The following is a 24,927-nucleotide window of genomic DNA, read 5'->3' as shown; positions in this document are numbered from 1 at the left end:
TAACCGAAAGACCAAGTACTAAAAAAGCATGTTGCGGATGAGCAATTTATCCGCTCTGCTTGATTATAAAAATAAAGCAGTAATAAACCATTTTTGCCATCATCATCCTGAGTTTTCTGAACAAGAAAGCCAGGTATTATTTACGGATTTATTGTCTTGGATGTGGTTAAATGCACAAAGGGCAAAACAGGGTAAAAAAACCTATCTTTTTGGCCCATTGCTTATTCTTGATGGGCTATGGCATTCTTTTATTCTCCATACACGAGATTATGTTGATTTTTCAATACGTTACTTTGATACTTATTTTCATCATGATGTTCAACCTGTTGGGCAAGAACATGTGATGGAAGAGGATGAATTGAATGACTACTTGCAAGATTGTTTTACTTATCTTGGCTCAGAATGGGTAGAGCGCCGTTTTGCAATAGCGCTCAATTGAAATGAATCGCTAATTTTTTCCGTAAATTATTGTGTGTGGGCACTAGAAGGCATCTTAATAGGGTGTAGGATCTCTCAGACTAGGCCATAGCTGCCAAGCTATAACGCGGATGTTGTCATTTCTGTGCAGGCAGGAATCCATCCATGAGCCACTATAAAAATGGATCTGCGTGGGATGACAGAGTCACTTGTGAATTGAGAATGTAAGGCTTTTTGATTTTATGTCATGTATTAGATGCGTTTTACCCTACCTGCTTGCTTTCATTATCACCGTCAGCCAAATGCAACAATGCTTTTTGTAATGGTTCATACGTGCAACTTTGACTTTCGCTAATTATGATCGCTTTAGCTTTTTCTGATAATTCGTGTTTTTGAAGGGGACGTGATTTTTCATATTGAATTTGAGGTTCAATAACAGTCACTTTAATTGAAGAAAGTTGATACATACCTGCTTCTTTACGTAATTTATCACGCAGTTCCGGAATCGCATAACGTAGTTGCGATGCCCAGGCGGCATCAGTAGTTGTTAATAACAAACAACCCTTATTAAAACTTCCTACCTGGCATTCGTTGACTAAAGCTTCAGGAAGCATAAGCTTGATTTTATTCGTAAGCTCTTCCAATTGAACAGAGCGTTGACATAGGTCAGTAAGCTGTTTATTAAGGCAACGACTGATTGAGCGCATTTTTCGATTCTAAAAAATTAAGAGAGTTAGTATATACTTCATACGAAGTATAGAATAGCAAATTCGAGCTAAATGCAATATTATAATTTTTTAGTAAACAATTCAAAATAATAGGTGAATCAATGTTTGAGAAGCCATACGACAGTAATGTTATTTTTTTTACTCGAATGCATTGGATAATATTTCTTTGGCCAGTTCTCGCTTTATGTGCTGCTTTGGCGATTGTTTTTTATGCTGCAGAAATAGATATCTTACAAAAAATTGGCTACGGCCTGGCTGCTGTAGCTTTACTATGGATTGGAATGACTTGGATGACCTATTATTTTTCTTCAGTCACGATCAAGAAAAATCATGTTATTATTCGTACTGGAGTTGTTGTAAGGCAAACGATCGATATTCCATTAAGCAAGATTGAAGCAATCGATATTCGTCAATCGCTTTTGGGCAGCATGTTGAGCTATGGGATGATATGCATTACCGGAACTGGTGGTACACGTCGCATTATTAATTTTTTGCATCACCCGTTGACTTGTAGGCGGTACATTGAGCAACTTTTGGGTGAGTTGAATCGGAATGATTAGCCTTTTATATTTTTGAGTGAAGAGGAATTAAAATATTATGGAGTAGGGCCAACGCAGTGGAACCTGGGTTTCTTGAGGTGGTTTTCCCTTGTTATGGCCTAAAAATTTGCACAAAATTTTTCATAGCACGTACTGCGCTTTATGCCTGAGAGATTTATAGAATTTTTAAGGCTATGCCTTCCCCCAATCTGATATCATTTCATAAAATTAAATTCTCGCTAGAAGTTCTGCTTTAGTTTTTTCATCAACAAAAGCAGCTTCTATAGCCATACGTGTAATTTTGTTCATTGTCTCATCACTGTAGCTATAAGATTTTTGTACACGTTGATATTCTCGACCTAACGTGGTACTCATAAATGGCGGATCATCTGAACTGATGCTGATCTTAATACCTGTGTCATAAAATTTAGGCAAAGGATGTTCATTCATATCTTTAAACAAGCCCAAAAAGATATTGCTTGAAGGACACACCTCTAAAGTAATCCCTCGCTCTTTTACCATGTCCATAGTTTCTGGCGAATAAATTGCATTAACCCCATGACCTATACGTTGAATTGGTAAATTCTCCATAGCCTCTACCATTCCGCTTGCAGGAGCAAATTCACCTGCATGGACAGTACATTGTAAACCCGCGTCGGCTGCGATACGGTATGCTTTACTGAAAAGTTTCGGAGGAAACTTTGCTTCATCACCGCCTAAACCAAAGCCTGTGACACATGGAAATCTATCTTTATGAGCTTGTTGTGCCACATGCTCTACTGCTTGGACACCAAAATGGCGAACTGCAGTAATGATAATACGTCCTACTATATTAAATTGCTCTTTGGCATCGTCAATTGCTTGTTGAATTGCAGCCAAGTGTTCTGCAGAAGGAATTTTACTGGAGAGCTCAGCATGATCAGGTGAATACATCATCTCCACATAAATAGTATCTTCTTGGGCGCGAGCTCGTAAATAGTCTAAGGTAATATCATAATAATCCTGAGGATACCGAATCACTGATGCAAGCGTATCATAAACTTTTAAAAAATCGAGGAAGTCTTTGGATAAATAGCTTGCCCCATCTGGGGCGACAAGACCCTCAGGCAGAACTAATTTATTTCGTGCGGCTAGTTTTGCAGCTAATTTGGGAATGATAGTTCCTTCCAAATGGACATGTAATTCTGCTTTTTTTAAACTCATCTTCAGCCCCTAATTTCTTTAAAAGTTGGCAAGTTCAACTACTTTTTCTAGAATAATGGTAACTTAGCTGAAAAAGCTATAAAATACCTGATTTAAATTATAGTCATTTTGGATTGGTTATGAGTTCAGACGATATAGATAAAGCTTATGTAAGTCCCTATGATAAATTTTTATTTGAATTTGATGCAACTCATGATAAATCCGCATCACAAATAAAAGAGATTAACAAGCACAAGCGTATTTTTTTGATGCGTGATAATAAAGATTATGAAAACAAAAAAGGTGAAATCTGGGAAGAGTTTTAAATATTAGTACCTGGGTGGATGCATGAAGGAACTCAGGATGTGCATCCCTAGTTCCTTTTTTTTGCAACCCCCAGAAATCTATTTGGCCTAGCCTATAAAAGAATGCAGCAATTTGTAAGCTAAAATCGTCAAGATAGACGCAGCAGGTAATGTCAGTATCCAGGACATAAAGATGTTGCGAATTACAATCAGATTTAATGCGCCAATACCGCGTGCCAAGCCTACCCCAAGAACTGCGCCAACCAATGTTTGTGTCGCTGAAACTGGAATACCTGTACTTGTTGCGACAACAACAGTTGTTGCGGCAGAAAGAGTGGCAGCGAAAGCACGGCTAGGAGTAAGTGCAGTGATGGCGCTCCCTACAGTTTCAATCACTTTTCTACCATACATAAGCAAACCTGTGACCACGCCAACACAGCCTAATAATATGATCCATGCTGGATAATTATTGGCATCAAACACTTGATGGGAATTCATAATCAAGCTGTAAATAATTGAGAGTGGTCCCACGGCTAAGGCTACATCATTCGAACCATGTGCAAAAGCCATTGCGCATGCGGTCATTGCCATCAGTACAGCAAAATATTTTTCAACTTGGATAAATCGCTCTCTGCGTCTTATCCTATGATGTTCCGGTATTCGTTTAATAATTACCATACCTATAATGGTGATAATAATACTGGTTGCAAGAGTAACTGCCAGATTTTGTTTGAAATTGAGATGAATGTGAAAATGATGAAGCCCCTTAAATACAGTGATAAATGACAAAATTGAGCCAATGAGAAAAAGGTAAATCGGGATATACAATTTAGCTTTAGCGAGTGGATTACTTTTGATAAAAATGGTTTGTTGAATACTGATAAATAACATATAAGCAGTGATCCCTGAAATCATGGGTGAGGTAACCCAGCTTATAGCGATGCGGCTTACTTGGTTCCAATGAATTGCTTGCGGACCGAGTACTATGGTGCCAAAACCTACCATTGAACCTACTAAAGCATTAGTAATAGAAACAGGAACTCCAAGGTAACTCGCCAGATTCATCCAAATAGTGCAAGCTAATAAAACACCTAGCATTCCTTCAATAAGAATAAGTGGTTGTCCAGAGAGCTCACTGGAATTAATAATCCCATCGCGCATTGTTTCTGTAACACCAGTTCCTCCTAAAAATGCACCAGCAAATTCAAAAATTATGGCGATCAGCATTGCTTGTCTGGCAGTAACTGCTTTTGAGCCCATAGTAGTGCTCATGACATTGGCCAAATCGTTAGCGCCAACCCCCCAAGTCATCAGAAAACACAAAATGACTGCTGCAAGAAGATATATAATTGAATAATCCATAAAACGTGACTACCGAGCTATTAGAATTTGAAGACGACTACCCACATGTTGAGCACCATCGGCTAAATCATCAATCAATTGGACCAATTCATAGAGGAATATTGCATCGATTGCAGATAAATCTTTTTCGATTTCAAAAATACGATGCCTGATATCCGCTAGGCGTTCATCGCTGTCATGTTCAATCTCATAAAGTGTTAAAATCATTTCTTCAACGATTTTAACTTCAGATCCTCTGAAACCTGCCTCAAGCAATTCATCCAACTCATTGATTGCTTTACACGCTTGCTTTGATGCATCCAGACAACGACTTAAAAAAGGCATAAAAACAGGAACGAGTGGTTCTGGAATAATCATTTGCCTGCTTATAATGAGTTTTGCGATGCCTTTAGTTTTTTTTGCAATGAGATTCTGGGCACTGAGCACTTCAAGCAAGTCAGTGCGCGAAACAGGGAGAAAGAGACCTGTAGGCAAATGAAGACGTAGATCCCGCTTGATTAAATCGGCTTCTTTTTTTAGTGAAATTATTTTTTCTGCTATTTTATTAGCAGTAGACCAGTCTTTTTTTAGAGCCGCTTCAAAAAATGGGTAGAGTTGTTTGGCACATTGATGTACTTTACGCATGTGTTGTTCTATCGGTCTTATCGGTGAAGGACCAAATATATTAAATATGCTACCCATGGTGTTGCATCTCTTAAGCAAATTTTCGAGAAGTATACCCAAACTTTTTCAGGAACAAAACTATTGAATCATAGTTCGCGGATTTTTTCGGTTTTTCTTGCTCTTTTGCGGTTAAAAATAAAAATATTTTTAATTTGCTCCATGAATTCTTCATCTTAGTCTACAATTGAAAATATTGGGGTTTACCATTATAAGTTTTTCTTAATTGCCCTAGGGAACAGAAAGGAGCTCAGGATGCAGCGATTTTGCCTAATAGGATTATTGTTGTTAGCAAGTAATGTGTTTTCCCAAACAATCACAAAAGTAATTGAGCTACACTATGTTCCAGTCCAAAAAGTTATCCAACTAATACAACCTTTACTGCAAACTGGGGAAAAAATAAGCGGTTCTGGGGAAACTTTAGTAGTTCAGGTTTCGCCGGAAACACTTACCCAAATCAGGACCGTACTACATCAAATTGATGTACCCCCAGTAACATTTAAAATTTCTATTTATCAAGGTGATCCAGATTGGCTTACTGCACAAAATGAAAATTCCGTAAGCTACAGTTCAAAATCTCCAGCTGAAGTAAAACGTTCACAATCTGTTAACGTAATGAGTGGCGAATCTGCCTTCGTATCTACCGATGAAGAAGTACCCATCATCACTTCAGTAGGGGCAGGATTTTTTACAACAGGAATTACCTACCAGCAGCATCAGATCAAAAATGGTTTATTAGTGCAACCCATCATGCGGGGTTCAAAGGTTGAATTAAAGCTGCGTCGAGTACGGGAACAACAAGATCCTGCGGGAGGGCAACAGTTTGATAATCAAAATATAGACACCACTTTAATGGTTCCATTAAATAAATGGGTTTCTCTAGGAACTGCTGAGGGAACAGGAGATACTGATTCTACGGCTGTATCTTATACAGCAGGAAGACCATTCTCTCAGCAAGCAACACTTTATGTAAAGGTTTCAGTCGAACGTGATCTTCAATAATAGAATAAAAATTAAACAATTTGTTTATGGTATATAATTAATATAGAGATACTAACTAATAAACTGACCTTTCAGGAGGGCTCATGGCAATTATAAGCTCCTTGGCTAATCACTTGCTGATCGCAATGCCTTCCCTCAATGATCCTAATTTTGAAAGAACCGTTATTTATATTTGCGAACACCATGAACAAGGTTCAATAGGCTTAATTATAAATCGTCCAATGCAATTTCCTTTGGCAATTGTTTTTGAGCAACTCCATATCGAGCCAGTTCGTATGGAGCAAAGCCGATTGCCTCTGATGTTTGGTGGCCCAGTACAACCTGAGAGAGGTTTTGTTATCCATAAGCAATTTGGAGGTTGGCGTTCCAGTTTGTTTCTGCAAGATGAGGTGACCGTAACCACATCAAATGATATTATTCGTGCGATTGCAGAAGATAAAGGCCCTAAAGACGTTTTAATTACTTTAGGCTATGCTGGATGGGTAGAGAATCAATTAGAAAAAGAAATTCTCGAAAATACTTGGTTAATTTGCCCATATCGCTCAGAGATTCTGTATGAGGTACCCTTCGAAGATCGTTGGGAATATGCGGGATCCACTTTGGGGATCAAAATGAGTCAACTTAGTTCAAATATTGGCCATGCCTAGTCCTGTTTATATAGGTTTTGATTTTGGTTATAAACGCATTGGTGTTGCAGTAGGTCAGCAACTCACACGCAGTGCTTCTCCTCTGGCCACGCTGAGTGCCCGCAGGGGTATTCCTGATTGGAATGCAGTAGCTAAAGTTATTGCCGAATGGTCACCACAAGCATTAATAGTTGGTATCCCCACCTGTATTGACGGCAGTGAATTGTATACGACTTCTGCTGCGCGGCGGTTTGCCAAAGAATTACATAAACGATTTTCTCTGTCAGTACATTTAGTTGATGAGCGACTCTCAACTGTTGAGGCTAGAGAGCAATTGTTTGCGCAAGGTGGATATCGTAAAATCAAACAATCTGAGGTAGATAGTATCGCGGCGTGTGTTATACTGGAGCAATGGCTGCAACATCCTGAATAGGGTATATTTCCATTTCTACTATCTTGGCCCAAATGACCTGATTTTGTGTGCTTCGATGCGCGAAAAAATCAAGTCATTTTGCCCCGGATCAAGTCCGGGGGAAATGGAAACAGACCCTAATGTTTAGTTTGGTAAATTAGGGATTTTATAATGCTGACGTCCCGCGGCTTGACCCGGGATCCATAGATGGCGAGAGATTCCTGGATCTCGGGTCAAGCCGCAGGACATCGGTATAAATAAAATCTGTAAATTAATAAATTAGACTCTAGCCTCCTGGCGGTTAAGTTAAAAAGATAAGGGTTTTATGAATCATTTCTTAGAAATTAGTCAATTATCACGGCAACAGATTGAGTCTTTACTGCAACGTGCAGTTTATTTCAAACAGCATAATCATTATCCTTCATATGCCCAACATACTGTTGCGAATTTGTTTTATGAAAACAGTACTCGCACTCGAGTGAGTTTTGAGTTAGCTGCAAATCGTTTATCTATGCCGGTAATTAATTTAAATCTACAAAGCTCTTCCGAAACCAAAGGAGAGATTATTGAAGATACACTCCGTAACCTTGCTGCTATGGGAATTCAACATTTTGTGATTCGCCATAGAGAAGAAGGTTTACAGCAAAGCTTAGCAAATCGAATTGGGAAGAATGCTCATATAATTAATGCAGGTGACGGTACCCATGCGCATCCCAGCCAAGCTTTGCTTGATATGATGACGATTCTTGAACAAAAACCGCAGTTGGATCAATTAAAAATAGCAATTCTAGGAAACATTAGGCATTCGCGAGTAGCCAATTCATTTCAATGCATTTGTGCGCAATTAGGTGTAGGTGAGCTGGTTTTAGTCGCGCCGGAACTTTGGCAGCCAAAAACAGTGCATTATGGACGGGTAACTCATGATTTACGTGATGGGTTAACTGATGCAGATGTAGTGATTTGTTTGCGGGTACAACACGAACGCTTCTTGGAGTCTGATCATTTGGATTTAGATTCTTATCGTCGTGATTTTGCTTTGACAAAAGAAAACCTTGCTTATACTAACTCTGATGTGATGGTGATGCATCCAGGACCTATAAATCGCGGTGTTGAAATAGATAATGATGTGGCCGATGGCGCAAATTCTTTTATATTGCAGCAAGTCACTAACGGTGTTTTTGTGCGTATGGCAATTTTTGATGCTTTATGTAACCAAGGATAGTATAGGGTTTGTTTCCATTTCTCCCAGACTTGATCCGGGGCAAAATGACCTGATTTTTGAGTACCGAAGTGCAGAAAGTCAGGACAGTTTGGCTAAGAGAGTAGAAATGTAAATAGGCCTGTAATCCACAAAGGAAGTGCAATTTAAAACAGGAAAGCCCCAAGGATATCTCCATGAGTCATTGCTACCGGAATATATGCATTCTCGTGCTTCTGAGCTTCTATTGCGTGCTTTCTTTTTTCATTTTCAAGCATTATCAACGGATTGATTTTTCTTCTTTCTATTACTCAGCTCAGGCTTTACTGCATGATGAAAATCCTTATAGAAATTTTTTTACTGCATATTCGCCTTCCATAAAGATATTACCCGCCAATTTAAATCCACCTTTTGCTTTCTGGCTTTTTGATTTTTTTGCACGGCTAAGTTTTTCCAACGCATTAATTGTCTGGTTTTGTTTTTCTCTTATTTTAGGAATAATTGGTATAACCATTACATTTCGTTTTGCGTTTGCTACCCAATTTTTACAGAAAAACTATGTGAATTTATACCTTCTTTATTTCGCATTTTTTCCGACATTAATGAATTTTGTAACGCAGCAATTTGGCTGCATTTTATTGTTTTTCATCATGTTGGGTTATTATTTTTATTTGAATCATCGCGATTATATTGCAGGGATATTATGGGGCATTATTATTGCAATTAAATTATTTCCCGCATTGTTACTTTTTTATACTTTAAAACAAGGCCGGAAGAAAGTTTTTGTAACTATGATAGCTACTCTTTTAATGGCTGTACTTCTTCCCGTTCTATTTCATGGTCCAATGATTTATAAACACTATTTCAAAATGATGAATCATGTATTTTGGTATGGCGATGATTGGAATGCCTCAATTTATGGTTTTATTTTCCGTCTCTTTTTTGGGGGGGAGAAACTCCCTAATATGTCCTATTTAATACCAATTAATTTATTGTATGGCGTTCTCTTTGTTATTTTATTTCTTTGGTATTGGAGAAAACTAGGGCCAACCGAAAGTAACCCGATCAATCATCAACCCTTTTGCCTCACATTGGCTATGATGCTATTTATGAGCCCTTTTGGCTGGATGTATTATTTTTCTTTATTAATTTTTCCTATGATACTTACGTGGTTTGCCGCTTTGGAGGAGCAACAAAGTCCTGCAAAAACTATGTTTGTTTGGCTTTTGTGTCTTTTTCTCGTCAACTTCCCCATTGACTACTTGAACAGCCAAGATATGCCTGATTTATTGGTGCGAATCAGTTTCTTCTCCAGTTTTTTTTATGGTTTAATTCTTTTAATTTTTCTTTTAGGCAAAAGAAAAAAAATCTATGGAAATAATGAAATTTTAGGTGATGGAACGAAACATTATTCAATATCTGTAATCATCATTATTTTTATACTCGGCGTGTTTGTCCCCATAATATATTACCTTATACGTTTATTAAATTTGCATTTGAATTTAGGATTACCCTAAATTCAAATGCAAAAAATAGCTTCCTGGTTTTTTTAGGACTATAGGTTTCCAGGAGCGCGCAAAGCATGTCTAAAGGATAATGCCTGTTGTAGATGAGTTTGAAAAACCTGACTGCTTTCGTTCATATCCGCTATAGTTCGCGCAACTTTCAATAGGCGATGATATCCTCGTGCAGACAATTTGAGTTGCAGTGTAGACTGGCGTAAAAAATTTTGTTCTTGAATACCTAATGCACAAATTTTTTCACAACTATTGGCACTTAAAGAGGCATTAAGACATTTTTGTCGATCCAATTGCAGGGTACGCACTTTGATTACCTTTTCCCGGACAAGATCACTTTGTTTATTGGGATTAATGTTAGGAGTAATTAATTCTTCCTGAGTTAATGCTTGCACAGAAATATGCATATCGATACGATCCAATAGGGGTGCTGATATCTTGGCATGATAACGCTTAATTTGCTCTGGACTGCATAAACAGTTCGCTTGAGGATTACCCCATTGTCCGCAAGGACAGGGATTCATCGCTGCAATAAGCTGGAATTTAGCTGGGAATTCTGTTTGTGCAGCAGCTCTTGAAATACATATTGTCCCTGCTTCAAGTGGTTGTCTTAATGTTTCTAGAACTTGCCGGTTAAATTCAGGTAATTCATCAAGAAACAGAACTCCATGATGCGCCAGAGAGATTTCTCCTGGTTTAGGTGGATTACCTCCGCCAACTAAAGATACAGGTGAGGCAGTATGGTGTGGCGAGCGGAAAGGAGGAGAGCGCCATTCACTAAAATCAGGTAATTTACCGCGTATGGAATTGATGGCTACACATTCCAGGGCTTCTTTTTCAGATAATTGGGGCAAAAGTGTATTAAATCGTTTTGCTAACATGGTCTTACCGCTTCCGGGAGCCCCACTTAGTAGAATACTATGTCCACCGCAAGCGGCAATCTCCATTGCTTTTTTCGCGTGAAACTGTCCTTTGATATCAGACCAGTCCATTGTGTGTTGAGCTGAACAAGATTTTGGCTTGGGTGGTAAAGAGTGTAATGAAGTTCCTTGGCAAAGATAGCTGCATACTTCTCGCAAATTGTTAGCACTATAGATGTTTGGATAGCCTGTTAATGATGCTTCATGAGCATTTGCAGTGGCGATAATAAGTAAACTTTGGTCCTTATGCGCCGCTAATACTGCGGGAATAATTGCGGAAATGCCTCGAAGTTCACCACTTAAAGCAAGTTCTGCGATAAATTCATGGTTGGCTAATTGGGTTTGAGGAATTTGGTTGGAAGCAGCCAGAATGCCAAGAGCAATTGGCAAATCAAAACCGCTTCCAGTTTTAGGTAAATCAGCAGGTCCCAGATTCACTGTAATTTTACGGCAGGGAAATTCAAATTGGCTATTAATAATAGCAGAACGAACTCGATCCTTGCTTTCTTTCACTGCGGTTTCAGCAAGGCCTACTATTGTAAAGCTCGGCAAACCATTTGATAAATGTACTTCTACTGATACAGGCTGTGCCAATATCCCAATAGTACTACGCGTTTTAATAAACGAAAGATTCATTGTTTATTCCTTTAATGTTGGACACAAAATGAGCGACAAAATTTTCCTATTAGAGCTCTTGCATATCCCGCAAGAACTCTATTATCGCTTGGGCTTATACGGTAATTACTTTTGCTCTTTGTTAAGTTGGGCTATTAAAACATCGAGTTGCTTTTGCAGAAGATCTACCTTTTCTCGAGTTCGCGCCAGAACTTTAGTTTGCACATCAAATTCTTCACGGGTAATAAGATCCATATGAGCAAAAGCAGCTTGGAGTACATCTTTAAATTTTTGTTGGATGTCTTTTTCAATGTTTTGTAGACTTGGGGGGAGAGCGGCAAAAAGTTTTTTTGCTAAATCGTCAAATTGTTTGGGGTCGAACATAATCACTCCATTTTTGTTTTGCAAAGGTACGTGCCCAGCCCCATCCGTTCGAGTGAACATTAATATAGGTTTGAGCCATTACTTGCAAAGAGTCTAACAAAAGTATAATCACAGCGGAATATATTATGAAAATGATTATGGCAATTATTAAACCTTTTAAATTAGATGATGTTCATGAGGCTTTAATGGAAATAGGAGTACCGGGAATAACCATTTCCGAGACTCGTGGTTTTGGAAGACAAAAAGGTCATACTGAGTTGTATCGTGGTGCTGAATATGTAGTGGATTTTCTTCCTAAAATTAAAATTGAACTTGCTTTACCTGATGATATGGTTGAGGCTGCAATTGAAGCAATTTGCAAGTCGGCTTATACCGGTAAAATTGGTGATGGCAAAATTTTTGTTTATGAATTGCAACAAGTGGTCCGCGTGCGTACCGGGGAAATGAATGCGGATGCTTTAACGTAGATTATTTGTTCAAGGAGGTATACTTGAATTTTGGAGAAAGGCTGTATTTGACGCATCTTTCGCGAAAGATGCGTCAAATACAGCCTTTCGGTGGATAAGGCGTGAACGCTTCGTGAATTATCCACCATACCAATAAATAGCACGTTGGGTAATGACAGCGCTGAGCTGAATATCCCACGGTTCTGGCTCAAGATAATCATCTACACGTTGGAATTGGTAAGCTACCCCAAATAGTGGACAATTTTCTTTACCTTTAAAGGTACGGTCGTAATAACCCGCCCCCATGCCGAGGCGATTACATCGTACATCAAAAGCAACTAATGGAACTAAAACCAAATCCAACTCTTCCACAGGAATGGCTAAATCGGGGCTAACATCAGGTTCGGCAATTCCGTAGCGATTTTTTTGAAAAGGGGTATCAGCTGTTGCAGGTAAAAAAGAAAGAGTTAAATCCTCATTAAGAGCTGGGAAGTAACAGAGTTTTTCTTGTAAGAGTGCATTCTTCCAGAGTTCATCTAAATCAATTTCACCATTGACCGCAAAATAAAGTGCTATTTTTTTTGCATGTCGATATTGCTCCAGCAAGCGGATGCGAGTACAAATTTGATTTGAAGCAGTAGCACGATATGAAACAGATATCTTGGATCGTATTTGTTTCATCGTGTCTCTTAAAGCCTTCTTGACGTGATCGGTCATACAGGTATCAGTGTATTGCTCTTATTAAATTATCGATTTTTTATGGTAAAAATTCAAGGTATTGCAATGCTCTAAAAAATTTGTCACTCTGAAAATCCAGGGAATTGCTAATTTTTTTTAAAAAAAACTAGTCAAGAATATAAAAATAAGGTATATAAGCCGTCCTGGTTTTTATGATCCTTTTGGATAGGATCTAGGTACAGTATAACTCATTGAGAGAATGGTATGAGTGATTTGTTTGAAGATGATGAAGATGCTGTTGTAGAAGTCGGAGAAGACTTCGTTGATGTTGACTGTGAATTAGATGTTGAAGCGGAAGTTATGGAAACGGTTCCTCGTGGCTTGGATGCACGTAGGAAGTTGGAAAATATGTTAGATGAAAAACGTTTGCGTGACGAGCTGGATGATTTTGGAGACTACTAACAGATTGGCCTTTCATGGCGGTTGGGAACGAAGCTTCAAATAAACACCGTAGTAAATTCAACCGACAATTAAGGTTTAAGTAGAGTTTATGAGCCGGACACGAGTACACACAGAAGGGGAAAACAGTTTTGCGTTTCCAATAGATGATCGCATCTTTTTAGGCGAGGGCTTGTTTGAAACGCTTAGAGTGGAGGCAGCCACGCCTTGCTGCGCTTATTTACATTGGCAGCGGTTAAGCGACTCTGCCCAAAAATTGGGCATCCCCTTTGATCTTTCTTTTGAGCATTGGTTAGAACATCTACTTAGTAAAATTAAGCAAGATAATTTATATCACGGCGGTATTAAAGCGTTATTAAGCGGCGGTTCTGCACCGAGAGGATTAGCTACCCGAGGACAAGTAAGTCAGCTCACCTTCCAAACTTTTAATTATTCGGTGGAAACTTCCCCACTGAGATTGGTTAGTGTGCCATGGCTAAGAGATGGAACTAATCCTATATATCAAGTTAAATCGGTCAATTATTTAGAAGCGATACTTGCTCGTCGCCAAGCCATTGCTTTAGGTGCTGATGATGCTTTGTTTTTTAACCTGCGCCATTATGCAACTGAAACTACCTGCGCTAATTTATTTTTGATACAGGATAAGAGATTGCTGACGCCTCCTTTAACTGATGGAGTACTTCCCGGTATTATGCGCTCAAGATTGCTTCAACTCGCCAAACAACAAGGTGTAAGTTGCATGGAAGTTTCTATCACAAAAGCAATGCTTAAGGAAGCGGATGGCCTTTTTATAACGAATTCATTGCAGGGTATTCGTTCCGTATTTTCTCTAGATGACATCGTTTTTACAGTCGAGCATCCTTTGCTGAATCAATTGTCTTCTTCTCTGAATATTTGAAACGAAAATTATTAAGATGCAAAAACTTAATAACACACAACAATAAGAGTGCTAGAGATGCAATTAGGATTTCAGTATTTTTATAAAATGTTCCTTGTTTTAATAAGAACTCCATTCCAGCATACCCAAAATAGGTATAAACAATTTCAGCTGGAATAAGAAAAATGAACGTAGTGATCAGATAAGATCGAAATTTTATTGCGGTCATCCCTAAACCATAATTGACTATATTAAAAGGGATAATTGGAACTAACCGTAAAAGAGCGACAATCATCCATCCTTTTTGTTCTACGGCAGAAATTAATTTGCTTAACCTTTCACCTTTTCTTTGAGAAAACCAGTTATAAATCAAATGCCTCGTAATTAAAAAAGAGAAAGCAGCACCGCTTGTTGCACCGAATAAATTGAGCAGGGTACCAAAGAAAGGGCCAAAAAGTGCTCCTCCTGCTAAAGTGATCACCATAGTTGGCAAAAACATAATAGTTGCAAGACAATATATAATTAAAAAGAAAATGGGGGCAAGCCAGCCAAGATGGTCAATCCAGTTAATGATTTCACTTGAGTATTTTTGAAAAAAGAAGGCAGCAGTAATTAGAGACACCAAGGCTAACACAATAAAGAGTGATTTAACTGGATGAATGATTCTGTATTTCATAGGATTTCTTTTTGTGTAGGATGAATCTGTATTAGGTTCTGTTTACAAACCCTAGTAATCGCTACTGTCCCTTAACAATTAATTGATTAAGAAGTCTATTATACCTGGTTATCCGTTGCAATCTTGAAAAAAAATGATTGATTGGGTATAACCAAAGCGAATTTTCATAAGAGAAACAAAAACATGGAACAAGTTACGCGAAAAGAAAGACAAAAGCAGCGTGCTCGCAGATGGATTAGAGCATTGTTAGCCTTCTGGTTTAAAGTAGAGTTATGTGGAAATTATCAACCCGAGCCTAATTCGGTGATTATTGCCAATAGAACATCAAAAATTGATTTGCTTTTGCTCGCCGCTTTTTTACCTGAGCAATTGACCGTAGCGTTCCCTCCGCACTCATCAGGTAAACTTTGGATGAAGATAATGCAGCTTTTTGCCGATGTCATTGTCATTGATTCTACGAGTGCTTTTGCGGCAAGAGCTTTGGTGAAAGCAATACGGGAAGGAAAGCGTTGTGTTATTTTTCCTCAGGGTATTGGATTACAGGAAGAGAGTTTGAAAGTTTTTGATGCTCCTGGAATGGTGTTACAAAAGGCAGGAGCTTCAGTTATCCCGATACGCATTGATGGAGCTCAGCACAGTATTTTTTCTATAAGTAAGGATAAACATCTTATTCGTTTATTCCCTAAAGTTATTTTGCATGTATTGCCAACACAATCCTACATTCAGGACGTAAATAAGCCTCTTAATCGAAATGCTATGAGTACTCGTTTGTTTCGTTTGATTAGTGAACTAACTTTTGCAAACAGTTTTCAACCAATGCCAATGTTTGAAGCACTTATTCAAGGAGTCGCATTAGGAACAAAAAATAAGGCAAAAATTGAAGACGCAAATCGTGTTCCATTAACGCCTAAGCAATTTCTTGCGCGTTGTTTTATTTTAGGCAGACAAATTAAAAAACAAACGCAAGTAGGAGAACATGTAGGCATCATGTTACCTACAACGATTGCAGGTATGGTCACTTTTTTTGCTTTGCATGCATATCGGCGTATCCCAGCCATGCTGAATTTTAGTTTGGGACTGCATAATTTATTGGCCACGTGTAAGGTTGCAGAAGTAAAAACTATTTATACAGCAAGACAATTTATCACTACTGCAAAACTGGAAGGTTTAGTCGAGGAATTACAGAAAGCAGGACTAAACGTTTATTTCTTAGAAGATTTTAAGTCTTCTATCAAATTAGGTCATAAACTTTCAGGGTTACTTAAAGGGATGTTTCCATTTCGCGCGTATCAATTAATTGGAAAGCCGGTTTCTCCTGAAATGACGGGCGTTATATTGTTTACTTCAGGTTCTGAAGGAGTTCCCAAAGGAGTTGTCTTATCCCATTCTAATTTGGTGGCGAATTGTTGCCAATTAACTTCGCGAGTGGATTTTTCTTTTCGTGATAAATTTTTCAATTCTTTACCCATATTTCATTGTTTTGGATTGACTACTGGTTCAATCCTTCCTCTAATTTATGGAATTAATTGCTTTTTTTATCCATCTCCCTTGCATTATAAAATAATCCCTGGCTTGATTTATCAAACCGGTGCAACCATTATGCTTGGGACTGATACTTTTTTAACAGGGTATGCTCGAGCTGCAGAACGACATGATTTCAGCAGTGTGCGTTACATTTTTGCGGGTGCTGAGAAAGTAAAGCCGGAGACGATTCGACATTGGATAGATACTTTTGGAGTAAAAATTTATGAAGGATATGGTGCTACGGAAGCTTCTCCAGTGATTTCCATGAATTGTCCTTTAGCCTCTTTTCCTGGCAGTGTGGGGATATTACTCCCTTTTATGGAGGGTCGAATTCAGCCGGTGGATGGTATTGCTGAAGGAGGGCGGTTTATATTGCGCGGCCCTAATATTATGAAAGGGTACCTTTCATCTACACAACTTGGAACAATCATAGCTCCAGAAGATGGATGGCACGATACTGGAGATATAATCACTATGAATGAAGAAGGATTCATTACGATAGCCGGTCGCGCAAAACGTTTTGCTAAGATTGCCGGAGAAATGGTTTCTCTTACTGCCGTGGAGGGGGTTGCTGCCTCAATTTGGCCTGAATTATTACATGCTGCAGTGAGCACCAAAAATCCCAAAAAAGGCGAGCAGATTATACTGTATAGCGAGGCTGCCGATGCAGATAAGGGCAGCTTTGTTAAGAAAATACAAGAATTGGCTTACTCGGAATTACTTATCCCTCATCGCATTTTTCCGGGAAGCAAGATTCCTGTTTTACCTTCAGGAAAAATTGATTACGTGACCATTGAAAAAGAATTGGCTGAAATGTAACCTGGGTTTAGCAAATGGAACCCGGGAGTTCCTATCATCGATCTCCCAAGTTACAGTTTGCCCGTTCGTACGTTTATTTTTTCAATACATAGCTCCCTGGCGCATCCATTATAGGTTTTAAAGGTAACTGATTCAGGTCAGGGGCAGGTATTAATTTTCCTGAATGAGTTTTTAACCATTTTAACCATTCTGGCCACCATGAGCCGGGATACTCTGCTGCTTGCCCCAGCCATTGTTCTGCATGGGCAGGAGCATGATTATTGACTTTATAGCTGTATTTTTTAGCTTCGGGTGCGTTGATAATTCCTGCGATATGTCCTGATCCACCAAGCACAAAACGTTTAGGTCCATTCATAAGCTGGAAACCCAGATAGGTGGTTTTCCATGGCGCTATATGATCTTTTTCTGTTGAGAGGAAAAAGGTAGGGATGTCAATTTTACTGACATCAATTGGAGTATGATTCAGATGAATTTTGCCTGGCTTTACCAGATCATTATGCAAATACATCCATCTTAAATATTGAGAATGCATTGTTGCTGGCATATTGGTAGAGTCCGAGTTCCAATACAAAATATCGAAAGGAACCGGGTTTTTGCCGCGAAGATAATTTTTAATAAAGAAAGACCAAATTAAGTCATTTGCACGTAGTGAGTTAAAACTTGAAGCCATAAATTTTCCAGCAAGATAGCCTTTAGACTTCATTTCATCTTCCAGTTTTGCAATTTGCTGTTCATCAATAAAGACAGAAATGTCGCCAGGATCACTGAAATCAATCATTGAAGCTAAAAAGGTTGCACTATGAATGGAGTTGTCTTGGCGCGCTTTATTATAAGCAAGCAACATGGATAGAAGTGTTCCACCGATACAAAATCCCATGGTATTCACTTGCTTTACATGGAGTTGTTTTTGAATTGTGCTAATCGCGGTTAATGGTCCTTCATTCAAATAATCATACAAGCTTTTATGAGAGAAATTTGAATCTGGATTAACCCAAGAAATGATAAATACCGTAATTCCTTGTTTCACTAACCAGCGAACCAGTGAATTATGCGGACTTAGGTCAAGGATATAATATTTGTTTATCCAGGGTGGAATAATAAGCAGAGGAATCGATTTTACTTTAACAGTTTGTGAGGTGTATTGGATAAGCTCCATCATGCTGTTTCGAAAGACTACTTTTCCTGGAGTAATGGCGATATTTTCACCGAGTTTAAATGCTTCTGTATCCGTCATTTTGATCATGAGACGTGGAGAGCCGACTTCCAGATCGGAAAGTAAATTATGAAGACCATGCAATAAATTTTTGCCATGACTTTTCAATGTTTCATCCATGATCTGGGGGTTAGTATGAAGAAAATTCGCAGGAGATAATGCGTCTAAATATTGTTTGGTGAAAAATTGCAGGCGTTTTGCAGTATTGGGATCAGGATATTCCAGATTTTCGAATAAAGCATTCATATGCTGGCTGGCTAAGAGGTAGTGCTGGGTTAACATATTAAAAAATGGATTATTTAGCCAGTCTTCTTCATGAAAACGTGGGTCATTTATGGGCATAGATGTCCCATTTAACCAATGTTGCAATTGGGTTTGTGCTAAATTAAACGCATCTTGCCAGTAAGCAATTTGCATTTCCCAGATTTTTTCCGGATTCTGCAAAAGAATGCTCATTACATTTTGGAAGTGCTCTGTCAACTCAATGTATTGGTTGATTATCGCGGGAATTTGTAAAGGGGTTTCCTTTATATCAGAAATAATTTGCAGACTTTTTTCTGCTATTGCTTGCAATAGCTCGCCAAGTTCTTTGTCATGGGTCATCCTAACTCCTGTTAGACAAAATTAACAGGAGTATATTTTGGTTTTTTTATTGGTGTTTAGCAAGCTTTATTGTTTTTGAAAAGATTGTTGGAATTCATTAATGGCATCTTGCGAGTTTTCAACATCTTTTTGGGTTTTTGTTTTTGTTGTCGTCCATACAGTTCCCTTATGTGCGTAGTAGGCAATGGGTACAAGAAAGACGCAACTTAAGGCTCGGCAAAAATTATAGAATTTTCCTTTAAAATTAGCTCCACGATGGTTTTCAATGCCATGGCCTTTAGCCTCTTCATAAGCTTTCTCAATTTCTTTAGTATCGTTTTGCTCTAATTTATTTTTTGTATGAATTCGTGATGTAATGGACAGAAGCTTTCTACTGAGAGTTAGAGCAGCTACACTGGCATCTGAATCATCTTTTTTTATTCGATGTCCATCTAGTTCAATGGGATAAATGGTAGCGAATACCTGATAGCGATCATTGCTTACAACTTGATTTTTATCTTGTAATGTTGCAGTAAGATCTGTTAATACCGTACAAAAAACAGCTTCTTCTTTGGAAAGGCCATCAAGGATTTTCTGAAGAGCCTGTAATTTTTTTTCATTGATGTATATATTTTCAATTGCAGCTTCAACAAAAGCTGTTATTTGTGTATTTATTTTATCTATATCAATTTCGATATCGTCTAGGATAGCCTCTTTATTAGATTCTTGCGCTTTTTCCAGAGCTAGTTGCTTCGCTGCACCCGCAGCCTCGAAATATAAATTCGAACTTGCACTTTTAAGTTCTTTCTTATTTTTACTAGAAGGATCAAGCAAGTAGTTTAATAAAGCACAACGAAAATTAGTTTTAGCAGCAGTCATATATATACTCTTATTTGAAATTATGATAATTAAAATTATACAATAAGATTATTAAGTGATCATTATGTGCTTTTATTGAAAAATAGTGTGAATTTTGCTGGAGAGATTTATGACTTGAGCCAGGAATAAAAATAATGCACTCTACCAATCCCTAATCTTCCCTTCATGCCAAAAATAACCGCTTTCCTTTGGCTTATTGATAAGCTCGTAGAGCTCCTGTGCTGTCTTGAAAGGAAGTTTTGGCGCGTTGTCAGTTCCCATATCTGTTTTGACCCAACCTGGGTCAAAACTGGAGACAGTAATTCCTGGTAATCTTTTTGCCAGAAGCAGAGTATACATGTTCAAACATGATTTTGACATTTTGTAGTTGGGGACCGATGCAGAGTCATTGGAACTGAAAGCACCCCATCCTGAAGAAATATTAATGATTTGGGCATTAGGATTTAACTTGGGGATGCATTGTTCGGTTAATTCAATTGTTCCAAATACATTAATATTGAATGTATCTCTTAGTTGGCTCATGTTAATTTTCTCTTCTCGCCAGTCCTCCAGGAGTACAGCGGCATTGTTAATTAACACATCAACTTTGGGTAATTGTTCCGCAAAATGCTTGATTTGTTCTGAATCCAGCAAGTCAAGTGGATGAATTTTTAGGTTCGGATGTTTTAATGGGGTGTAGCCATTGGTTGAAGTTCCAATAACGAGCCAACCATGTGTTAAGAATGTTTTTGCAGTTTCGAGTCCTATCCCCCGACTGATCCCTGTAATTACAAGAGTATTCACAGTCTATTTTCTCCATAAAGTACTTCTGTAACTTCACTGCCAGCTAGGTCCCGCGAGCAAGTCGCGGGACGTAGTGATTGATAAGGTTCAATGGTAGTGCTTCTGTAGCCTGGGTGCAGCGAAGCGTAACCCGGGAAATTTGATAGTCACTCAAACCGCAGTTACGTTTCGCTATCTCCAGCCTATAATATGTTTTTACCCAGCTTTTTCCTAATGTTTAAAGTGGCGAACTCCGGTAAACACCATAATGATGCCATTTTCTTCGGCACACGCAATAATTTGTGTATCTCTGATTGAACCGCCTGGTTGAATAATAGCAGAGATGCCTCCTTCTGCAGCAATCTCCACTGTATCGGGAAAGGGGATAAATGCATCTGAAGCCATGACTGCGCCATGTGTATCAAATCCCATGTGTTCTGCTTGCCAAAGGCCAATGCGTGCACTCATAACCCGACTGGTTTGTCCTCCACCCAAACCAATTGTTGCCGCATCTTTAGCATAAACAATGGCATTGGATTTCACATGTTTTACGGCAAGCCAGGCAAACATTAAATCATGCATTTGCTGTTCGGATGGTTTCCTCTGCGTCACGGTTTTCAATTCATAACTACCTAGAGAAAGTGAGTCATGTTCTTGTACCAATAACCCTCCATCGACTTTTTTCATATTCAAGCGAAATGCATCATCTGGCTTCCAAGCTCCAGTCATCAAGACGCGAATATTTTCTTTACTGGCAAGAATTTCTTTGGCTTCATTACTGACTTCAGGCGCTACAATAACTTCTACAAATTGTTTTTCAAGAATAGCTTTTGCTGTATCACCATCTAATTTCTGGTTCAATGCAATAATCCCGCCGTATGCAGAACTCGGATCACACTGGAATGCTTTAAGATAAGCATTTAGAAGAGAATCACTGATAGCAATGCCACAAGGATTGGCATGCTTGACAATAACACAAGTGGGCTTGTCACAAGAAAATGATTTAACACAATCCAATGCAGCATCAGCATCGAGAATATTGTTATAAGACAATTGCTTGCCTTGGAGCAATTGTGCGGCACCTAGAGAACCAGATGAACTATTTTTATCTACATAAAAAGCAGCTTGTTGATGTGGATTCTCTCCATAACGCAAATCAGTTATTTTATTAAATTGACAGGTTAGAACCTCGGGAAAGCCACAAGGAGTATATTGTTTATCCAATGTAGTCAGATAGTTCGTGATTGCAGCATCATAAGCGGCGGTATGTGCAAAGGCTTTTTTGGCTAAGCTAAATCCCCAGTCAGAAGGAATTTTTTGAGTTTTTAGATAGTGAATAAGTTCTGGATAATCGTCTGGTTTTACTACCACAAAAGTATTGGCATGATTTTTTGCCGCTGAGCGAATCATTGCTGGACCGCCAATATCGATATTTTCTATAGCTTCATTGAAATTACAGTCAGGTCTACTGATGGTTTGTTCAAAGGGGTATAAATTAATTACCAGTAAATCGATAGGCTTAATGGAGTGTTCTTTTAGTGTTTTTTCATCTTTCTTTTTACGTGCCAGTAAACCTGCATGAATGGCTGGATGTAATGTTTTAACTCTGCCATCCATCATTTCAGGAAAGCCCGTACATTCACTCACATCGACGACAGGCAATTTATTTTCTTTCAGCAATGCAGCAGTATTGCCTGTAGCAATCAGTTCAACACCCATTTCGTGGAGTACTTTTCCCAGCTCAACTATACCTTTTTTATCGGACACACTAAGCAGCGCGCGTTGGGGTTTAAACGTAGAGAATGTATTTTCTTGGACCATTATAACTTCCTTAACTAGTGTGGCTGAGTGCAGTGAAGCGAAATCCCAGGAAATCTAATCTCAGGATATATTTTGCACTAAGTTATGACAATTTAATCTGTTTTATGTGTAAAAGCCAATAATGACCATCCATTAAGGTTTTCCTGATGAACAGCAGTGAATATTGAACTGTATGTTTCAATAAGCTCAAGAGCTTGTTCTTCGAGGATGCCGGACACAATAAGCATTCCTTTAGGATTTAGCAATTGCTGAAAGCGTTCTTTCAGAAGAGTTAATGGCGCTAATAAAATGTTTGCGATAATCAAATCAGCTGGCTTGTGTAATGCCTCGGGCATATCGATTAACAATTTGCGTTCATCAAGTTCATTTGCTAACGCGTTATTTTGAGTCGCTTGCAGGGCTTGCTTGTCAATATCTACCGCATGTACTTCTGCAGCACCTAATTTTAATGCAGCCAAAGAAAGTATTCCTGAGCCACAACCGTAATCAATAACCGATTTATTTTTTAAATGAGCCTGTTCCAGCCAGGTTAAACATAAGGCAGTCGTAGGATGGGTCCCAGTACCAAAAGCCAAACCAGGATCGAGCATGAGATTGACGGCATTGGGTTCGGGAGGAGTTGACCAAGTAGGACAGATCCATAAGCGTTGGCCAAAACGTTGTGGTTTAAAATCGTCCATCCAAGCTCTTTCCCAATCCTTATCTTCCAGAACCTCCAGGGAGCATGTTAATTCGGGGTAAGTTTGTAGCACGTGATCACGTGTATGCTGCGCCTGAAAAACTTCTGCAAATAAAGCTTGAATAACAACTTCAGGCCATAATGGTGTTGTGCCTGGTTCCGGCTCAAGAACAGGATTGTCATTTTTATCGGTGAGCATAATCGACAGCGCACCGAATTCTTCCAACTCCTCACTAAGTTGTTCTATTTCTTGGCTTGGACAATGTTCTATTTTTAATTGAAACCACACAGTATTAGCCCTTCAGCATTTTTTCCAGGTAGTGGATATTAGTACCACCTGCTATAAAAGATTGATCATGAAAAATACGTTGATGTAATTCAATGTTGGTTTTTATGCCATCTATAATGATTTCATCAAGCGCATTTCGCATTCTTGCGATGGCTTCGGCACGTGTTTCCCCATAACTAATCAGCTTGCCTATCATAGAATCATAATTAGGTGGCACTGTATAACTGCTGTAAATATGAGAGTCAAAGCGAATGCCTGGTCCCCCGGGTTGATGCAATAACTTTATCATTCCTGGTGACGGCATGAAGGTTTTGGCATCTTCTGCATTGATTCGGCATTCAATTGCGTGACCCCGCAGTTTTATATCTTCTTGGGTAAGCGTCATCGGAATATCACTGGCAATTTTGATTTGTTCTTTAATTAAATCGATTCCAGTGATCATTTCAGTTACAGGATGCTCAACCTGGATTCGTGTATTCATTTCAATAAAATAAAAACAGCCATCCTGATATAAGAATTCAAAAGTTCCTGCGCCGCGATATTGCAACTCTTGACATGCTTTGACTACAGAGGCACCAATTTTATTTCTCAGTTCAGAACTAATTCCTGGGGCGGGTGCTTCTTCTACTACTTTTTGATGACGTCTTTGCATGGAACAATCGCGTTCACCCAGATGAATGGCTTTACCTTTCCCATCTCCAAGCACTTGGAATTCAATATGGCGAGGATTTTCCAGGAATTTTTCCATATAAACAATTGGGTTATTAAATGCAGCTTTTGCTTCGCTACGAGTAAGTGCTATGGCATTAAGCAAACTCGCTTCACCATGAACAACACGCATACCACGACCACCGCCGCCACCTGCAGCCTTAATGATAACGGGATAGCCAATTTTTTGGGCAATTTCTAAGTTTAAGCGATCGTCATCGGATAAGGGGCCATCTGATCCAGGAACACAAGGAACTCCAGCAGCTTTCATTGCGTTAATGGCAGATACTTTATCCCCCATAAGACGAATGGTGTCACCCCGGGGACCGATAAAGCGAAACCCGCTTTGTTCTACTACTTCCGCGAAATCAGCATTTTCAGAAAGAAATCCGTAACCAGGGTGAATTGCTACGGCATCAGTAATTTCGGCAGCGGAAATAATCGCTGGGATATTAAGGTAGCTTTTTTGTGCTGGAGCAGGGCCTATGCACACCGTTTCATCCGCAAGACGAACATGCAATAAGTCTTTATCTACATCGGAATGGACGGCTACAGTCTGAATGCCTAGTTCTTTACACGCACGTAAAATGCGAAGAGCGATTTCACCTCTGTTGGCAATAACAATTTTACTGAGCATGGATGCACCCT

At 38.9% G+C, this 24,927-nt stretch carries 26 protein-coding genes; 12 read left to right on the top strand and 14 right to left on the bottom strand.

Going from position 1 to position 24,927, the window contains the following annotated elements:
* Positions 1 to 37: 37 nt before the first annotated feature.
* Entirely contained in the window at positions 38 to 439 is a 402-nt protein-coding gene (locus tag DY223_RS13460) for a glycine-rich domain-containing protein (RefSeq protein WP_115684328.1), read from the top strand.
* Between the two features lie 241 nt (positions 440 to 680).
* Here DY223_RS13460 and DY223_RS13455 read toward each other — a convergent pair whose 3' ends face one another.
* A complete protein-coding gene (locus tag DY223_RS13455) occupies positions 681 to 1,124 on the bottom strand; it encodes a DciA family protein (RefSeq protein ID WP_058458661.1) in 444 nt (147 codons plus the stop codon).
* 122 nt (positions 1,125 to 1,246) lie between these two features.
* On the opposite strand from DY223_RS13455, the gene DY223_RS13450 reads away from it, so the two are divergent.
* Entirely contained in the window at positions 1,247 to 1,705 is a 459-nt protein-coding gene (locus tag DY223_RS13450) for a PH domain-containing protein (protein WP_058458660.1), read from the top strand.
* Between the two features lie 207 nt (positions 1,706 to 1,912).
* Here the strand turns inward: DY223_RS13450 and DY223_RS13445 are convergent, their stop codons facing one another.
* Positions 1,913 to 2,887, bottom strand: coding sequence for an adenosine deaminase (locus DY223_RS13445; RefSeq protein WP_058458659.1), 975 nt, complete (start codon positions 2,885 to 2,887; stop codon positions 1,913 to 1,915).
* Between the two features lie 119 nt (positions 2,888 to 3,006).
* Here DY223_RS13445 and DY223_RS13440 point away from each other — a divergent pair, with 119 nt between their 5' ends.
* Positions 3,007 to 3,192 (top strand): CBU_0585 family protein, encoded by a 186-nt coding sequence (locus DY223_RS13440; protein ID WP_058458658.1) that lies wholly within the window; start codon positions 3,007 to 3,009, stop codon positions 3,190 to 3,192.
* 87 nt (positions 3,193 to 3,279) lie between these two features.
* Here DY223_RS13440 and DY223_RS13435 read toward each other — a convergent pair whose 3' ends face one another.
* Positions 3,280 to 4,533, bottom strand: coding sequence for an inorganic phosphate transporter (locus DY223_RS13435; RefSeq protein ID WP_058458657.1), 1,254 nt, complete (start codon positions 4,531 to 4,533; stop codon positions 3,280 to 3,282).
* A 9-nt stretch (positions 4,534 to 4,542) separates the two neighbouring features.
* The gene (locus DY223_RS13430; protein WP_058458656.1) at positions 4,543 to 5,214 is read right to left on the bottom strand and encodes a TIGR00153 family protein; all 672 of its coding nucleotides are present in this window, start codon (positions 5,212 to 5,214) and stop codon (positions 4,543 to 4,545) included.
* 234 nt (positions 5,215 to 5,448) lie between these two features.
* Here DY223_RS13430 and DY223_RS13425 point away from each other — a divergent pair, with 234 nt between their 5' ends.
* The 5 genes from DY223_RS13425 (at position 5,449) to DY223_RS13405 (ending at position 9,948) form a co-directional block, all read left to right on the top strand.
* Positions 5,449 to 6,195, top strand: coding sequence for a type II/III secretion system protein (locus tag DY223_RS13425; RefSeq protein WP_058458655.1), 747 nt, complete (start codon positions 5,449 to 5,451; stop codon positions 6,193 to 6,195).
* Between the two features lie 83 nt (positions 6,196 to 6,278).
* Positions 6,279 to 6,842 (top strand): YqgE/AlgH family protein, encoded by a 564-nt coding sequence (locus DY223_RS13420; protein ID WP_058458654.1) that lies wholly within the window; start codon positions 6,279 to 6,281, stop codon positions 6,840 to 6,842.
* Positions 6,835 to 7,254: a Holliday junction resolvase RuvX gene (gene ruvX, locus DY223_RS13415; protein ID WP_058458653.1), complete on the top strand. Its 420-nt coding sequence runs from the start codon at positions 6,835 to 6,837 to the stop codon at positions 7,252 to 7,254. The genes DY223_RS13420 and ruvX overlap by 8 nt, the downstream gene beginning before the upstream one ends.
* A 304-nt stretch (positions 7,255 to 7,558) precedes the next feature.
* Positions 7,559 to 8,455: an aspartate carbamoyltransferase catalytic subunit gene (locus DY223_RS13410; protein WP_058458652.1), complete on the top strand. Its 897-nt coding sequence runs from the start codon at positions 7,559 to 7,561 to the stop codon at positions 8,453 to 8,455.
* A 173-nt stretch (positions 8,456 to 8,628) separates the two neighbouring features.
* Complete coding sequence (locus DY223_RS13405) at positions 8,629 to 9,948, top strand: glycosyltransferase family 87 protein (RefSeq protein WP_058458651.1); 1,320 nt, start codon at positions 8,629 to 8,631, stop codon at positions 9,946 to 9,948.
* A gap of 38 nt (positions 9,949 to 9,986) precedes the next feature.
* Here the strand turns inward: DY223_RS13405 and DY223_RS13400 are convergent, their stop codons facing one another.
* Together DY223_RS13400 and ubiK are read right to left on the bottom strand one after the other, a co-directional pair.
* Positions 9,987 to 11,504, bottom strand: a complete 1,518-nt coding sequence (locus DY223_RS13400) for a YifB family Mg chelatase-like AAA ATPase (protein ID WP_058458650.1) — start codon at positions 11,502 to 11,504, stop codon at positions 9,987 to 9,989.
* Positions 11,505 to 11,609: 105 nt separating this feature from the next.
* Positions 11,610 to 11,867 carry a ubiquinone biosynthesis accessory factor UbiK gene (ubiK, locus tag DY223_RS13395; RefSeq protein ID WP_058458649.1) on the bottom strand — a complete coding sequence of 86 codons (258 nt, stop codon included), beginning with the start codon at positions 11,865 to 11,867 and terminating at the stop codon, positions 11,610 to 11,612.
* Positions 11,868 to 11,992: 125 nt separating this feature from the next.
* Between ubiK and DY223_RS13390 the strand changes: the two genes are divergently transcribed.
* The gene (locus DY223_RS13390) at positions 11,993 to 12,334 is read left to right on the top strand and encodes a P-II family nitrogen regulator (protein WP_058458648.1); all 342 of its coding nucleotides are present in this window, start codon (positions 11,993 to 11,995) and stop codon (positions 12,332 to 12,334) included.
* 117 nt (positions 12,335 to 12,451) lie between these two features.
* Here DY223_RS13390 and DY223_RS13385 read toward each other — a convergent pair whose 3' ends face one another.
* On the bottom strand, positions 12,452 to 13,030 hold the full coding sequence (locus DY223_RS13385) for a 5-formyltetrahydrofolate cyclo-ligase (protein WP_058458647.1): 579 nt from the start codon (positions 13,028 to 13,030) through the stop codon (positions 12,452 to 12,454).
* Positions 13,031 to 13,255: 225 nt separating this feature from the next.
* Here DY223_RS13385 and DY223_RS13380 point away from each other — a divergent pair, with 225 nt between their 5' ends.
* Both DY223_RS13380 and DY223_RS13375 read left to right on the top strand, forming a co-directional pair.
* Positions 13,256 to 13,453, top strand: a complete 198-nt coding sequence (locus DY223_RS13380; protein ID WP_058458646.1) for a PA3496 family putative envelope integrity protein — start codon at positions 13,256 to 13,258, stop codon at positions 13,451 to 13,453.
* Between the two features lie 88 nt (positions 13,454 to 13,541).
* Complete coding sequence (locus tag DY223_RS13375; RefSeq protein ID WP_058458645.1) at positions 13,542 to 14,348, top strand: aminotransferase class IV; 807 nt, start codon at positions 13,542 to 13,544, stop codon at positions 14,346 to 14,348.
* On the opposite strand, the gene DY223_RS13370 is transcribed toward DY223_RS13375, so the two are convergent.
* On the bottom strand, positions 14,296 to 15,003 hold the full coding sequence (locus tag DY223_RS13370; RefSeq protein ID WP_058458644.1) for a TVP38/TMEM64 family protein: 708 nt from the start codon (positions 15,001 to 15,003) through the stop codon (positions 14,296 to 14,298). The two genes, DY223_RS13375 and DY223_RS13370, sit on opposite strands and share 53 nt — an antisense overlap.
* Before the next feature lie 183 nt (positions 15,004 to 15,186).
* Between DY223_RS13370 and DY223_RS13365 the strand changes: the two genes are divergently transcribed.
* Positions 15,187 to 17,346, top strand: coding sequence for an AMP-binding protein (locus DY223_RS13365; RefSeq protein WP_058458643.1), 2,160 nt, complete (start codon positions 15,187 to 15,189; stop codon positions 17,344 to 17,346).
* Between the two features lie 73 nt (positions 17,347 to 17,419).
* Here the strand turns inward: DY223_RS13365 and DY223_RS13360 are convergent, their stop codons facing one another.
* The 6 genes from DY223_RS13360 to accC all read right to left on the bottom strand — a co-directional run bounded on the left by DY223_RS13360 (position 17,420) and on the right by accC (position 24,916).
* Positions 17,420 to 19,162 carry a PHA/PHB synthase family protein gene (locus tag DY223_RS13360; protein WP_058458642.1) on the bottom strand — a complete coding sequence of 581 codons (1,743 nt, stop codon included), beginning with the start codon at positions 19,160 to 19,162 and terminating at the stop codon, positions 17,420 to 17,422.
* A gap of 66 nt (positions 19,163 to 19,228) precedes the next feature.
* Entirely contained in the window at positions 19,229 to 20,020 is a 792-nt protein-coding gene (locus DY223_RS13355) for a hypothetical protein (protein ID WP_058458641.1), read from the bottom strand.
* A 141-nt stretch (positions 20,021 to 20,161) separates the two neighbouring features.
* On the bottom strand, positions 20,162 to 20,803 hold the full coding sequence (locus tag DY223_RS13350) for an SDR family NAD(P)-dependent oxidoreductase (protein WP_058458640.1): 642 nt from the start codon (positions 20,801 to 20,803) through the stop codon (positions 20,162 to 20,164).
* A 210-nt stretch (positions 20,804 to 21,013) separates the two neighbouring features.
* Complete coding sequence (gene purH, locus DY223_RS13345) at positions 21,014 to 22,603, bottom strand: bifunctional phosphoribosylaminoimidazolecarboxamide formyltransferase/IMP cyclohydrolase (protein WP_058458639.1); 1,590 nt, start codon at positions 22,601 to 22,603, stop codon at positions 21,014 to 21,016.
* 92 nt (positions 22,604 to 22,695) lie between these two features.
* Entirely contained in the window at positions 22,696 to 23,571 is an 876-nt protein-coding gene (gene prmA, locus DY223_RS13340) for a 50S ribosomal protein L11 methyltransferase (protein ID WP_058458638.1), read from the bottom strand.
* A gap of 4 nt (positions 23,572 to 23,575) precedes the next feature.
* Complete coding sequence (accC, locus tag DY223_RS13335) at positions 23,576 to 24,916, bottom strand: acetyl-CoA carboxylase biotin carboxylase subunit (RefSeq protein ID WP_058458637.1); 1,341 nt, start codon at positions 24,914 to 24,916, stop codon at positions 23,576 to 23,578.
* Positions 24,917 to 24,927 lie beyond the last annotated feature (11 nt).

This window comes from Legionella bozemanae (genome assembly GCF_900450575.1).
Taxonomy (GTDB): domain Bacteria; phylum Pseudomonadota; class Gammaproteobacteria; order Legionellales; family Legionellaceae; genus Legionella; species Legionella bozemanae.
The sequence above is the reverse complement of the archived record's forward strand: the minus strand, read 5'-3'. Positions and strand labels throughout refer to the sequence as shown.